Here is a 14,168-nt window from a genome sequence, read left to right as displayed (position 1 = left end):
GAAATGGAAGTTAAAGATTTGTTTGTTGAAACTAAGAAAATTGTAGCTGAATACAAGGAATATGCTGAGGGACTGGACAAAGAAGAACAGGAACTACAAATGGAATTGGCAGCAATGCAAGAGGAAATGACAGCAATTCTGTTAGACCAGGAGAATGCAAACTTGTCAGAACGTATTTATTTAAAGGCACAGGCAAAGGGAATCAACTCTAAAGTAGAAATCATTCATTCTATGTTAGAAGAATTAAATGAGAAAAGATCAGCTTTAAAGATTGCGTATGTTCCAGTATTTCAAGAGGTACTGAGAAGAGACCGTACTAGTGCTAATGAGTATAACGTGACAGAACTTGCCATCCGCCACCGTTATGAATTACTTACTGAGGTAGCTGAAATGGGTAAACAGTTCCAAAAACAATACCATTCGATTGCACCTGATATTCATGAAATATTTGAAGATACAAAGGTAAAAGAAGTGTTTCCACGACTAGAATATTCTTTCGAACAAGACCAGTATCAACCACACTTTAGTTGGTTTGATAAGTCAGTGATTTCCAAGAACGATATGTTTTCAGCTACTCGTGGGAATTTACCAGAACACTTAAAGCAACCTAAGGAGGCAAAATAAATATGAATACACCTAACTTAACTAGCATTGTAAAGCAGGACGTACTAGCGGAACTGAGAAGGGGAAATACAGACGTATTGAAGGGACTACCACCAGTGTTAGCTATGCAATATGGATTAGCTTTGCAAAATGAGGGCTTGGTATAAGGCATTTCTAATCCAAAAAATGAAGGTCAGGTATATTCGGTGTGTGTGTAGCAATGGAACAAAATCACGCAACAAGGATTAGCGGACATTAGGAATCTGTTCTATAAAGAACCGGATTCCTTTTCTGTCTTCATTTGGGGTTCAGCCGAGATATGTGTAAAGATAGGTCATACCCTTACTTTTATTTCCAGTAAAATAGGGGTGGAAGTATCAAACTCTACTACTCCAACAAACCCAACACATCTAAAAAGATAAACACAGGTATCATCGTAATGACATATATAAGAATTTTACAAATAAAATGAATCTTAATACCTAACTTATCCGGAAGAAGCCATATCGACAATCCCAACAGCGTACGCCCTACAGCCAAATATAATTGAGGTAAAAGAACATTATCTATTCTTACCTCCATATACTCTTTACCAGACTCAAACAATACAGCATATAGGATCAATATAATGAAATAAAGAATAAACACTTTCACATAAATTTTCGATTTGTTTTTTCTCGACTTATAAAAACTCCTTTTATTTTCCATTCCCGGCGATGCCCTCAACGATTTCCCTTGCTGTCTTTCGATGCTTATTTATTTCAATGATTTCATTTAATCCTTTATGCACGTCAGCAAAGCCCTGTTCGAATGTGGCTTGTAGTCCTTTAAAACTACCTTCCAAACTATCCATTTTCCCCTCCAACCTATCTAACTTATTATCTAAATTATCTAACCTACCATCTAACTTATCCATTTTCTTCTCCATTTCACATAACTTTGCATATATCTGTTCCATTAGTTTCTTCTCATTTTCTGTCATGCAGCTAGACCCCCTAAAAAGTTTTCAAAATCCGTCGCAAAATTATTTATTATTAACAAATGGCAAGGTAAACCCTCTTAAAGTAAAGCACCCGTTAGTTAAAGTGTATTGTTTCACAAACTTCTTTTTTCCTGCGTTCCATTGATTTAGAGTAACCAAAACAATCTCTAAATAACTTCCTACCAATATATTGTTGAAAATTATTGTATTTATATCTGTAATATTCGTTCCAATAGCTAATCATTCTATTATAGCTTTTGCAAAACGCCCCAATATTTTCAATACAAAATTTTTTAATCCGTTCTGTATCCTGTTCTTTTAAAATATCATAAGTCATTTCTAATATTTCTACGACATATTCATCACAGATTTTTACGATATAAGGAATAGCCCAATCTTCATAATCCATCTGAAGCAACGAATACATATGCTTTTGGCGAACAAGCCCGTCACAACTTCTTGAATATATGCAATGCAAAATCATCTTTTGTCGTTCACTTAAATTGTCTATAACTTCATCTGAACTATCAATGTAGTAGATACGATAAGGAAACCTAATTACGTTATTATCTTGAAAATATTGAATAATATCCTGAGACACACCAATAGTGACATTATTATAAGTTTTATTAGGTATCGATCCAACCGCTTTAGTAACATCGTCTCTCAAATAGTTTGGAAACCCCTCTTGAAACATACAATCACATCCTTGCTTTACATAATGTTAAAAATGTGTAGTTAAACTAAACTGCCCAATTAGTTTAATAATAAGGTAACTATCAATAAAGTAAAAGTTAATCTCCTTACAATAGCCCTCAGCAACGCACCTATTTGACATATTGTTTTATTTAGGTTGTGTATCCCTTTTGAACTTCCAGTTATTTCCACTCAGGAATTTGAAAATGGTGCGTATATTTTGCAGACACCAGACAGCCCATATACAGGGGGGCCCCCCCCATAGGGTGGGGTATCCCTATATAAAAATATAGTAGGCGTCGCAACTATTACCGCATGACGTTATCACCAATCCTCGTTCTTCTCATTTATCTCACTGATCTCATTCTCATTTGTTTCTTCTTCTTTCTTATCTCACCTCACTGAGTCCTTGCTACCATCGTTGCTACTGTCAGTGCTGGTACTGTTGCCATTCCCTGTCCCTCTATCCTCGCTACCCAGCACCGTCCCTCGTCCTACTACTACCCACACTACCATTCCAATAGGGGCTATATAGCCATGCCATAGCACCGCCCTTTTAATAGACGTACATAATAGTAAAAAGGATAACAACATAATGTTGCTACCCTTTAAATTATCTCTAAAAAAATCTGTGTATATTATTTCATAAATGAACCTTGATTATATAGGTCTATCAATGAGATCCCCCTTTTGATGGCTACTTGTTCAATTAGGTTTATTTCATGGTACATAGCATTAGATAAAATTCCATTCTCTATATTTTTGCTTATGTGGTAATAAAAACCTGCTAACATTTCTAACGGTAACCTATCGTATAAAGAACCCCCATCATTATCCATTAACAGCCCCCTCTTTGAACTAGTATACAATATTAAATCCATTACAAATAGAAGGGTCATAACTTAACAGTATTGACACCGAGAAGTCATTGCTGTATTATCAAGGTATCGGAAGGTGTCGTAACTTAGTGTCATAAATGAACCGTAAAAAAGGGGATAATACATAATGAAATACGGATACGCACGAGTAAGTACGGTGTCACAGGAATTAGAGGTACAATTAACAGCATTAGAAAATGAAGGCTGTGACAATATTTATTCTGAGAAGTTTACAGGAACTAAATCAGATAGACCGCAATTACAAGAAGTTCTTTCAATCCTAAAAGAAGGTGATACATTAGTTGTCACTAAACTAGATAGATTAGCAAGAAACACTGTTGAGGGAATCGAAATCGTAAAAGGACTATTTTCTAAAGGTGTAAGAGTTCATGTTTTAAATGTGGGACTATTAGAAGATACGACAATGGGTAGATTCTTCTTAACTACATTACTAGCAGTGGCAGAAATGGAGAGAAATTTAATTGTAGAACGTACTCAGGAAGGCAAAGCCATTGCTAAACAGCGTGACGACTTTAGAGAAGGGCGTCCAAATAAATACAGTAAAAAACAGATAGAACATGCTTTAAAGCTATTAGAAACCGAGTCTTACAAAGAAGTAGAAAATAAGACTGGCATTAGTAAAAGTACCTTAATACGTGCAAAACGAAAGGCTAACAGCTAATGCTGGTGGTCTTCTTTTATTTTGGCTGTTCAATTGTGCAGGAAAAACATTTCTGAGTCGGCTGTATAAAGAGGGCATGGAAGCGGAAAAACGTGAGGAATTGCACAAAAATGAACAAGCTAAATATGTCACAAACGTTGCTATCATGCGGATTCTCAGCAAAGACTCGTTGTGCACGGTTCAAATAATGAACGTTAATACTTTCTTTACTTCACTTCATTCTTTTAACAGATTTCTTTTATCCTTTTCATAGTATTCTTTTAGAGAATATATTTAAGTTTGATTATATAAGTTTGTTTAAAGTAAGTATGTATAACGTTCATAATCCGAACTATCTCAAGTACAATTATTGAACTACTGAGGTTCATTATTTGAACTACTTAATCCCTATTCTTGTGACTTTGAGGTACATAATTTGTACTATTACATTTCACCACGTTCTTTCAGTAACATTTTTAATTCTTTAAGTGAAAGATTTTCCATTTCATCATAAGGTATTGTTTTCTCTTTAGGAACAACTTGTTTTGCTTGAATTTGCTGTTCTTGTTGTTCCCTCATTTGCTTGTCTTGTAGATGCTGTTGAAAACGTTCCTTGTCATGAACTGATATTTTCATTAACTTACTTTCAAACTCTTTAAATTGTTCAACCTTATCAGGAACACATTTATATAATGCTGTCCTGTTTAATGGCTTGTAGACCACGTAAACATTATTTCCTTTGTTTGTCTTGCTTTTCTGTATTAGCCCAACTTCATCTAATCTTTTAAGGCTGTTATGAATAGTTGCTTTTCCACCTATACGAGTATCAATCATTAAATGTTCAATAGTTGGGAATGCATAACCATAATTTTCATTATATAGTTGCAATAGCTTCACATATACCACTAAATCAGTATGAGTAATCAATCCTAACTGAATATAATCGAATAATTGCATTGGTACTTGTTCAAAGTTACCTTCAACATTCCCTTTACAAATAATTTCCGTTCCTTTGATCTTTGTTACAATGTTTGTCATTTTAAATCATTCCTTTTCTACAAGTTTAGTGGTTTAATTTCTGAACCTTACAATTACCTACTTGCAAAATGAGAATGAAATAGGACAAAGTGAAGTTTCATCATACATCCTTTTAAAAATACTTTACATTAAGGGGTTTTATCTCCGGATAAAGCAATTCCGTGTCCAAATAAGTTCATAGCAATTGCAACCCCAATTGGTGGCAGGCCGACGCGTACAGCGACGGGTAATAAAATAGCCCCCATTAACGCGACAGCTGGGGAAGGCCAAAAGAAGAAAGAAATTGTCATCATTAAAAGGCCGATAATCCAGTAGGCAAGTGTAGGTGTACGAATCATCTTTGTAAATGGTAAAATCATCGTATCATTTATGCCAGTATGAACGAGTAGGTTACTCATCGATACGATAATGGAGATGATCAATATAGTTGGTAATAGTTCAGTTATGGCATAAATAAAACTTTGAAAAATACTGCTAACGGCAAGAGGGATAGAACTTGTAGCGGTTAATGCTAATAAAAAGGTGAAAATGATACAAATAATCGTTGTATCTTTTCTAAAAATAAAAAAGGTAATAATAGTGAGTAAACAAAGAATATAGAGAGCATGTAAAAGCGTTAATTCAACTCCCACAACATTCACATCCTTTAGGCGTTCGTGTAGTTCATTGTATGAAAGCGGTGAATGTATGTGAGTATAGGGAAAAAATAAAATTTCATGTACTGTAATGGTAAGGGTATAAAATGGATGTTACAATACAATTAATCCTAAAAATGGAATTAGAGGAGGGCGTATGCGCAAAAAAAGTTGGTTTTTGGGGATTTATCCCGCATTAACGGGCAGTAAGATTCCCACTTTAAAAGTTGGCGAATGCGAGGGAGTTAGGTAGGAAATCAACTGCCCGTAAAAGCCCGATTGGTTCAACTAATAATCCGTGGGGGACACCCCCATGGATTAAAGTTTCACTTTATCATTTCTTGTAGTCTATTAATCATTTTAGATCTATTTACAAACAATGAATGGATAAGTATTATGCCTGTTCTCGGGTTTGTGTTTTTGCTTTTATCTCGCTGGGATGACATGAAACAGCATAGTAAGAAAAGTATTGGAATTATGATAGATATCATTGTTGTTAGTTCATTTGTAGTAGGTTTTATTTTAATAGAAGGTCAGAAGCAAATGGAGCAAATGTCTATTTTTCAACAATGGATGTCGTCTGCGAAAGGTCTTTATTTTGTAATTGTAGTCGTTATTTTCCTAAGAGTCATGATAAGAATAGGGAGTTATATAGTAAAGAGCGAATAGAATGGGGGTAGTACGAATGAGAGAGAAAGTAGGGTATTATGGTGTGCTCGGTTGTTTAATGGTATCTATCATTTCAGCACAATTTTTAAAAAGTGAATGGACACCATTTATATTATGTATAGGCATATTCATTTTTGCTCCCTTGTACCGCTGGAAAGAGTGGAAAACGTATAGTCGGAAAAAGAAAATTATTTATAGCATTGAGTTTGTTATTATAATTAGTACAATTCCGTTCTTGCTAAAAAAAGGTTATGAACAAATGAATGACATAGCAATTTTTCAAGGGTGGTTACTTGTTGCAAAATGGTTATACTTACTATTCATTTTAATAGTGGTAACAGCTATTGCTAAAAAAGCAAACGGGAAAATATTTGTAAATGAATAAAAGAAAGTGCCACCGGATAAGGTGGCACTTTCTTATTTTACTGAATGAGCTTTTTGCATCTTTTTTATTAAACGAATTTGTCCACGATGGTTAATTTCATCTTCAAATACGTGAAGCCACTTAAAATAATTATTTGCTGGTTTGTCATGCCAAAAGTCTGTCGTTTTAAATAACCATTCCTCAGGTAAGGATTGAAAAGTTTCAATTGTTTTAGAGCGTACTTCTTGTAATGTATGGATGTAAAATTCGATGGAGTTTCCTTTTATTTTTTCTCGTCCAATAGCCCCTAACTCTACAGCAGGTAACCAACGTTCTAATTCGGCATCTGTCGGTTCACGATCCTCAAAGGTATGAATTTGGTAATAAAATTCAATAGCAGCCATGTGATATAATAGCATGCCAATTGAATTTGCTTCTTCGTCATATAAATAATCAAGTTCATCAATTGTTAAACCTTCCACTGCTTGCATCGTTGTGTAACGGGCGTAATTCATCATGGAAACAAGTTTTGAAAATTCAAGCTGTAAACCATCTATCTTATCGATTACAAAATTCAATTTAAATTCCCCCTCTTTAAACGAATACTCCAGAGAAGGAATTCTATGTGTAGAGAAAAACTCCTTTTAAAAAGGGCCATGATTTTAACAAGGGATAACAATTAGTTCTCTATTTGATTTTGTAATAACTTCATAGCCTTCTTTTGTAATGACGATATCGTCTTCAATTCTACAACCGCCCCAGTTTGGTATGTAAATGCCCGGCTCAACTGTAACAACCATACCTTCTTGTAAAGTTGCCTTACTTTCTTGGGATAGGCGAAGCGGTTCGTGTATTTCTAACCCAAGACCGTGCCCGGTAGAGTGGCCAAAGTATTGACCGTATCCATGTTCTGTAATGTAATCTCTCGTTACATCATCGATACTTTTCGCAGTTTCTCCAGGCTTAATTGCTTCAGTTCCACGTTTTAATGCTTCTCGTACAACATTGTATATTTTTTTGAATTCTTCTGACGGTTCTCCGATCGCTACAGTACGTGTTATATCGGAACAATATCCGTCGTAAAGTGCACCGAAGTCTAATGTAACGATATCGCCTCGTTCGATTATTTTATTTGATGCAACGCCATGAGGAAGAGAAGAACGAACGCCAGAAGCTACAATGATTTGGAATGATGAAGATGTAGCTCCTCTTTTTCGCATGAAAAATTCTAACTCATCTCGTACATCAGTTTCACTTATTCCTGGTTTTAGAAAGGTAAGGATGTGGTGAAATGCTTCGTCAGCAATAGTAGCTGCAATTTTCATTGTTTCTATTTCAGGCGTGTCTTTAATAATACGAATATTTTCGATGATTTCGCACACTTGAATCATTTCCGCATGTACGTATTTTTGTAAGTTTTTATATTGTTGCAATGTCATGTTATTTTCTTCAATTCCAAGTTTTTGAATGTTTAATCTGGATACTTGATTGGCAACTTCTTCTTCCAAATTCCCTTTATGCATAATGATTTCCGCGTCTTTTATTTGTACTTTGGCTTGATCTACATAGCGAAAATCAGTTATGAAAACAGCTTGATCTGCAGAGAGTAAGACGACACCAGCACTACCTGTAAAGCCTGTTGCATATTGGCGATTTTCTTTTTTTGTAATAAGTAATCCGTCAAGTCCATAATGATGTAGTTGATTTTGGATTTTATCAATTTTTAAAGTCATGTTAATTCCTCCTTTTCACAGTATTGAATAAAGCAAATAGCGTGCCAAAATATATATTAGGGAAAATAAACGATTATCCAGCTATTTTGTGGGAGGCGTGCCGTTAATAAAATTCAGATTGCAATTAGTAGGGGATAAAAACATTGACTTGAGTTGAACTTTATATACATACTGTAAAAAAATTTATACAAATGCGTAATGACACTGTCAATCTTTTTGACAATATATAAAATGACAAAAGAAAGATAGTGTGAATTAGTTAATGGATATAGGAACGAATGTGAATGAATATAAAAAATGCGTTGCTATCTAGCAACGCATTTTTTATATTTACGCTTTTAATTTCATTACGATGTCAGCATCTGGTGTTACATATACTGTTTGTTGGTTATCGTACGTAACGAATCCAAGCTTTGCACCACTCGGTTTTTTCACATGGCGTATTTTTGTAAAATCAACAGGTACAGAGCTAGACTCTTTTGCTTTACTGTAATAAGCGGCAATTTTTGCAGCTTCTAGTAAAGTTTCTTCAGCAGGTTCTAAAGAACGAATGACAACGTGAGAACCAGGTATGTCTTTCGTATGTAACCAAATTTCATCCCGACGGGCAAATTTCGTTGTTAAATAATCATTTTGCTTATTGTTTTTACCAACGAAAATCTCTGTACCGTCACTAGCTACATATTTATCTAATACTGGTTTTGTAGGCTTTTTCTTTGCATTTTTCGTCTTACGATTACGCACATATCCTTCTTCGGCTAATTCCTCACGAATTTCTTCAATATCTTTTGAAGAAGCAGCTTCCATTTGTTGAAGTAAGCTATCAAAATAAAGAATTTCTTCATTGGTTTTTTCGATTTGTTCTTCTACCACAACAACTGATTTTTTTGCTTTTTGGTATTTTTGGAAATAGCGTTGTGCATTGTCAGACGGTGTTTTTAAAGGATCTAATGTGATTTTTACAGTACCGCCATTTTCATCGTAATAATTAACGACCTCAATATCTTTATCGCCTTTTTTCAAAGCGTACATATTGGCTGTAAGTAGCTCTCCAAATAGTTGATATTTATCTGCTTTTCCAGCATCTTGTAATGTTTTTTCAAGTTTAATAAGTTTTTTCTCATTTTTGTTTTTTTCGTTTTGCATAAAGCGTTCTAAATCATGAGCTTGTTGTTTTACACGGTCTCGCTCCGCTTTTCCGAAAAAGAAACGGTCTAACAATTCACTAACAGATGAGAATGTTTTTTCTTCTCCTTGCAAGTGTGTAAGAGGGAAAAGATAAAAGAATTCTTTTCCGTTTGCAGTAATCATTGTTGGTGAATATGTATGAGTTAGTAATGGTTTTTGTATGGAGAAAAACGCTTCAGATAATGCTTTTTCATTTGCCATACCTGCTTTTTTTACAACTTCTTTTGCGAATAATGGGGAAATTCCCATAAATGCTCCGACAAGTTGTTTGTCCATGTTTCCGGATAAAAAGTCTAGCGGTCTAATAAAATCAGCTGCTGTTTCGATAAGAAGCGGATTAACCTTATGTTGTGCTGGAGGGGCAACATATTCAGCTCCAGCATATACAGTACGATGGCGGTTTACCGCTAAAGATATGTGTTTTAAGCTATCTAAAATAACATTTGTTTTCGTATCTACTAAGATAATGTTACTGTGTCGTCCCATTATTTCGATTACTAATGTTTTTAATGATTCGTCTCCGATTTCATTCCGACTGCGAACTGTAATTTGAATAATACGTTCTAAGTCAATTTGTTCAATTTTTTCAATAAATCCGCCTTCTAAATGTTTACGAAGAAGCATACAAAACATCGGCGGTATTGCTGGTGAATCGTAGTTTTGATTCGTTAAGTGCATACGCGCATATGTAGGGTGAGACGAAAGAATTAGTTTTTGGTTCTTTCCGTTTGCTCGAATATGTAATAAAATCTCGTATTTTGAAGGTTGATATATTTTGGAAATTCTTCCTGTGTAAAGAGAATTTGCAATTTCATGTGTAATTGCTCTTGTAAATAATCCATCGAATGCCATAAATGAACACTCCTTTCTAACTAAAAGTTAATTATAGCATTTTTTTGGACGAGGCTGAATAAGCTTTCAATAGAGTATGTCTGGAATCAGGAGGTCGATGGCAGGATGAACTGGTATGGAATGCGGGCACATGAAGTGGAAGAAAGAACGAATACGAATGTAAAGGTTGGACTTACAGAGAAAGAAGCAGAAGGGCGAATTAAGAAATTTGGTACAAATGAATTAGAAGAAGCAAAAAGGCCTTCTGCACTAATGGTATTTTTAGCACAATTTAAAGATTTTATGGTACTTGTTTTATTTGGAGCAACAATTGTTTCTGCATTTTTAGGTGAATATATTGATTCTATAGCTATTGTTGCCATTGTCATTATCAATGGTATTCTAGGTTTTTTTCAAGAAAGAAAGGCTGAAAAATCATTGGAAGCTTTAAAAGAACTAGCCGCCCCGCAAGTTACGGTAATGAGGAATGGAAAGTGGGTAAAGGCACCATCTAAAGCACTTGTTTTAGGTGATGTTATTAAATTTTCCAGTGGTGATCGTATTGGGGCTGACGTCCGTCTCGTTGAGGCATCGAGTTTATATATCGAAGAGTCTGCCCTGACAGGAGAGTCAGTACCTGTACAAAAGAAGATAGAAGCATTGCAAGGGCAAGATGTTTCAATTGGTGATCAAAAAAATATGGCTTTTATGGGTACGATGATTACGCGAGGATCTGGAACAGGAGTCGTTGTAGCGACTGGTATGAATACCGCAATGGGCCAAATTGCAAATATGTTGCAAAATGCAGAGCAAATGGAAACACCACTGCAAAGAAGATTAGAGCAACTCGGGAAAATATTAATTATTGTAGCTCTTATTTTGACAGCACTCGTTGTATTAGCAGGTGTGTATCAAGGGAATGAAGTATACCATATGTTTTTAGCAGGTGTATCCTTAGCTGTTGCTGCTATTCCAGAAGGATTGCCCGCAATCGTTACAGTAGCTTTATCACTTGGTGTACAGCGTATGATAAAAAAGAGAGCAATTGTAAGAAAGTTACCAGCTGTAGAAACATTAGGTTGTGCTTCTGTAATTTGTTCTGATAAAACAGGAACAATGACACAAAACAAAATGATGGTAACACATATGTGGTCAGGTGGAGAGTTGTGGAAAGTGACTGGTCAAGGATATGAACCTAATGGATCTTTTATGAAAGGTGAAATAGAAGTTAATCCAGCTAAGACAAAAGCGCTTTATCAGCTACTTACATTCGGTTCACTATGTAACAATGCAAATATTATTCAAAAGAAAAAGGCGTATGTATTAGATGGGGATCCAACAGAGGGAGCACTTGTAGCTGCAGCAATGAAAGCGGGAATAACACGTGATGCACTGAAAGGGAAGTTCGAGATTATTCGTGAGTTCCCATTTGATTCGACTCGAAAGATGATGAGTGTTATTGTCCGTGATCGAGATGGGAAAAAGTTTGTTGTTACGAAAGGAGCTCCAGACGTCCTCCTGCAAATGAGCCAAACAATCTTATGGGGTGATAAGCAGCAACCGATGAGTGAGTTATATAGAAAAGAAGTACAGGCGGCTATTCATAGTTTAGGTAGCCAAGCGCTTCGAACAATTGCGGTTGCATTTAAGCCATTAAAAGTAACAGATTTCACTGAACATGAGAGAGATGTTGAAAAAGATTTTATGTTAATCGGGATACAAGGTATGATCGATCCGCCAAGACCAGAGGTAGCGCAGGCGGTAAAAGAGTGTAAAGAAGCTGGTATTCGAACAGTGATGATTACAGGAGATCATAAAGTAACAGCGATGGCGATTGCGGAACAATTAGGGGTTTTACCACCAGGAGGTCGTGTGGTGGAAGGTGTTGAGCTAGCAAATATGGATATAGAGGAACTAGAAAATGTTGTAGAAGATACTTACGTATTTGCTCGTGTATCACCAGAACATAAATTAAAAATTGTTAAATCATTGCAAAATAAAGGGCATATAGTAGCGATGACAGGAGATGGAGTAAACGATGCACCAGCTATAAAAACAGCGGATATTGGGATAGCGATGGGTATTACAGGAACAGACGTTGCGAAAGAAGCTTCTTCGCTTGTATTGTTAGATGATAACTTTGCGACGATTAAATCAGCGATTAAAGAAGGTAGAAACATATACGAAAATATTCGAAAGTTTATTCGATATTTGTTAGCATCAAACGTCGGCGAAATTTTAGTTATGTTATTTGCGATGTTACTGGCACTGCCATTGCCGATGGTTCCAATTCAAATATTATGGGTGAACTTAGTTACCGACGGTTTACCAGCGATGGCATTAGGTTTGGATAAGGCGGAAGGAGATGTGATGAAGAGAACGCCGCGGCATCCGAAAGAGGGAGTATTCGCCAGAGGGCTTGCCTGGAAAATTATAAGTCGAGGGTTCCTCATTGGAGCAGTGACGTTAGTAGCGTTTATTATCGCATATAATCAACATCCGAATGAACTGAAATATGCACAGACAGTAGCATTTGCGACTTTGGTACTTGCGCAACTTATTCATGTGTTTGATTGCCGAAGTGAACATTCTGTCTTTCATCGCAATCCATTTGGGAACGTGTATTTAGTAGGGGCTGTTATCATTTCATTGTTGTTAATGCTCGTTGTTATTTATTATCCACCGTTACAACCAATTTTTAGTACAATGCCAATACAAGCAAGAGATTGGTTGTTAATTGGAGGTTTGTCATCAATTCCGACTTTCTTATTAGTAGGTTCTTTATTAACAAGGAAAAAAGGTAAGGAGAAAAAGCCACTTTTATATAAGAAGGGATTAAACTTGAAATAGTCAATGATATGAAAATGTGATATAATTTACAGAAGGTAGTAGAGCCTTGTCTCTATTACCTTTTTCATTGAGTTATTTCATGGCTTGGATGTGATAAAAATGATTTCTAGTATGACAGGGTTTGGAAGGTCGAAAGTAGAAAGTGATACTTTTCAGATTACAGTAGAAATGAAATCGGTGAACCACCGTTTTCTTGAGATGAGTATTCGACTTCCGAAGCAAATGATGGTATTTGAAGACAAAATTCGTAAAATAATCGCACAGCAAGTTCGACGTGGGCGCATTGAAGTGTCTATTAGTATAACGGGTGAAGGGCTTGTTGAAAGAAAATTAAGTGTGAATTGGTCGCTTCTCAAGCAGTACCAATCGATGATGGAAGATATAAAAGGAAAATTTCAATTGCAAGATTCTATTACACTTGGGCAATTAATGGCAATGCCAGAAGTAACGGCAATTGAAGAAATAGAAAACGTAAATGAACAATTTGAGAATAGTTTATATGAGGCTGTTCGCCAAGCTGCTCAAATGTTGAAAACGATGAGAGATGGCGAAGGAGAACGATTACATAAAGATATGGCGTATCGTTTACAAGAGATTCACAATTGTGTAAATGCAATTATTCCACATGCACCGATTGTTACACAAAAATATCGTGAACGATTAGAAAATCGCTTAAAGGAATTACATAATCAAGATCTAGACGAACAAAGATTGCTAACAGAAGTCGCGATGTTTGCAGAGCGTTGTGATATTCATGAAGAGTTAGTTCGTTTACAAAGTCATTTAGAACAATTTCGTGAAACACTGCAGATTGAAGAGCCTGTTGGAAGAAAAATGGACTTCATCGTGCAAGAGATGCATCGAGAAATTAATACGATTGGTTCGAAGGCAAATGACTTAACAATTTCAAAATATGTTGTAGAAATGAAAAATAACCTTGAAAAAATTCGTGAACAAGTACAAAATATTGAGTAGCTTTCAAAAAATATATAAAGTTATACGTGGTGGAGAAATCGGATAGACTTACTAGGAGGCGCAAA

General features: G+C 35.6%; 14 protein-coding genes and 1 pseudogene. 7 read left to right on the top strand and 8 right to left on the bottom strand.

What is annotated here, in order from left to right; all coding sequences use genetic code 11:
• Positions 1 to 3: 3 nt before the first annotated feature.
• Positions 4 to 624, top strand: a complete 621-nt coding sequence (locus ACUN26_RS15960) for a hypothetical protein (protein WP_000453158.1) — start codon at positions 4 to 6, stop codon at positions 622 to 624.
• A gap of 2 nt (positions 625 to 626) precedes the next feature.
• On the top strand, positions 627 to 770 hold the full coding sequence (locus ACUN26_RS15955; protein ID WP_001095849.1) for a hypothetical protein: 144 nt from the start codon (positions 627 to 629) through the stop codon (positions 768 to 770).
• 530 nt (positions 771 to 1,300) lie between these two features.
• Here ACUN26_RS15955 and ACUN26_RS15950 read toward each other — a convergent pair.
• The 3 genes from ACUN26_RS15950 to ACUN26_RS15940 all read right to left on the bottom strand — a co-directional run bounded on the left by ACUN26_RS15950 (position 1,301) and on the right by ACUN26_RS15940 (position 3,120).
• Positions 1,301 to 1,585 carry a hypothetical protein gene (locus ACUN26_RS15950; RefSeq protein ID WP_000138197.1) on the bottom strand — a complete coding sequence of 95 codons (285 nt, stop codon included), beginning with the start codon at positions 1,583 to 1,585 and terminating at the stop codon, positions 1,301 to 1,303.
• A 94-nt stretch (positions 1,586 to 1,679) separates the two neighbouring features.
• Entirely contained in the window at positions 1,680 to 2,282 is a 603-nt protein-coding gene (locus ACUN26_RS15945; RefSeq protein WP_000485075.1) for a hypothetical protein, read from the bottom strand.
• Between the two features lie 637 nt (positions 2,283 to 2,919).
• Positions 2,920 to 3,120, bottom strand: a complete 201-nt coding sequence (locus ACUN26_RS15940) for a hypothetical protein (protein ID WP_000368103.1) — start codon at positions 3,118 to 3,120, stop codon at positions 2,920 to 2,922.
• A gap of 166 nt (positions 3,121 to 3,286) precedes the next feature.
• On the opposite strand from ACUN26_RS15940, the gene ACUN26_RS15935 reads away from it, so the two are divergent.
• Positions 3,287 to 3,841 (top strand): recombinase family protein, encoded by a 555-nt coding sequence (locus ACUN26_RS15935; RefSeq protein ID WP_000873665.1) that lies wholly within the window; start codon positions 3,287 to 3,289, stop codon positions 3,839 to 3,841.
• Between the two features lie 423 nt (positions 3,842 to 4,264).
• Here ACUN26_RS15935 and ACUN26_RS15930 read toward each other — a convergent pair whose 3' ends face one another.
• Together ACUN26_RS15930 and ACUN26_RS15925 are read right to left on the bottom strand one after the other, a co-directional pair.
• Entirely contained in the window at positions 4,265 to 4,858 is a 594-nt protein-coding gene (locus tag ACUN26_RS15930) for a hypothetical protein (protein ID WP_000182187.1), read from the bottom strand.
• A gap of 140 nt (positions 4,859 to 4,998) precedes the next feature.
• Positions 4,999 to 5,490, bottom strand: a pseudogene (locus ACUN26_RS15925) (transporter); the annotation flags it as partial.
• A 282-nt stretch (positions 5,491 to 5,772) separates the two neighbouring features.
• On the opposite strand from ACUN26_RS15925, the gene ACUN26_RS15920 reads away from it, so the two are divergent.
• Complete coding sequence (locus ACUN26_RS15920; RefSeq protein WP_000250377.1) at positions 5,773 to 6,162, top strand: YoqO family protein; 390 nt, start codon at positions 5,773 to 5,775, stop codon at positions 6,160 to 6,162.
• Positions 6,163 to 6,178: 16 nt separating this feature from the next.
• Complete coding sequence (locus ACUN26_RS15915; protein WP_001208473.1) at positions 6,179 to 6,547, top strand: YoqO family protein; 369 nt, start codon at positions 6,179 to 6,181, stop codon at positions 6,545 to 6,547.
• A gap of 32 nt (positions 6,548 to 6,579) precedes the next feature.
• Here ACUN26_RS15915 and ACUN26_RS15910 read toward each other — a convergent pair whose 3' ends face one another.
• From ACUN26_RS15910 to ACUN26_RS15900, 3 genes are all read right to left on the bottom strand, one after another.
• Positions 6,580 to 7,104 carry a DinB family protein gene (locus tag ACUN26_RS15910; RefSeq protein WP_001012026.1) on the bottom strand — a complete coding sequence of 175 codons (525 nt, stop codon included), beginning with the start codon at positions 7,102 to 7,104 and terminating at the stop codon, positions 6,580 to 6,582.
• A gap of 84 nt (positions 7,105 to 7,188) precedes the next feature.
• On the bottom strand, positions 7,189 to 8,259 hold the full coding sequence (locus ACUN26_RS15905) for a M24 family metallopeptidase (RefSeq protein WP_000172784.1): 1,071 nt from the start codon (positions 8,257 to 8,259) through the stop codon (positions 7,189 to 7,191).
• A gap of 330 nt (positions 8,260 to 8,589) precedes the next feature.
• Positions 8,590 to 10,299, bottom strand: a complete 1,710-nt coding sequence (locus ACUN26_RS15900) for an Rqc2 family fibronectin-binding protein (RefSeq protein ID WP_000863273.1) — start codon at positions 10,297 to 10,299, stop codon at positions 8,590 to 8,592.
• Between the two features lie 105 nt (positions 10,300 to 10,404).
• Here ACUN26_RS15900 and ACUN26_RS15895 point away from each other — a divergent pair, with 105 nt between their 5' ends.
• Both ACUN26_RS15895 and ACUN26_RS15890 read left to right on the top strand, forming a co-directional pair.
• Positions 10,405 to 13,128 (top strand): calcium-translocating P-type ATPase, SERCA-type, encoded by a 2,724-nt coding sequence (locus ACUN26_RS15895; protein WP_001104767.1) that lies wholly within the window; start codon positions 10,405 to 10,407, stop codon positions 13,126 to 13,128.
• A gap of 99 nt (positions 13,129 to 13,227) precedes the next feature.
• A complete protein-coding gene (locus ACUN26_RS15890; protein ID WP_000625871.1) occupies positions 13,228 to 14,103 on the top strand; it encodes a YicC/YloC family endoribonuclease in 876 nt (291 codons plus the stop codon).
• Positions 14,104 to 14,168 lie beyond the last annotated feature (65 nt).

This window comes from Bacillus sp. WC2503 (assembly GCF_052682895.1).
The sequence above is the reverse complement of the archived record's forward strand: the minus strand, read 5'-3'. Positions and strand labels throughout refer to the sequence as shown.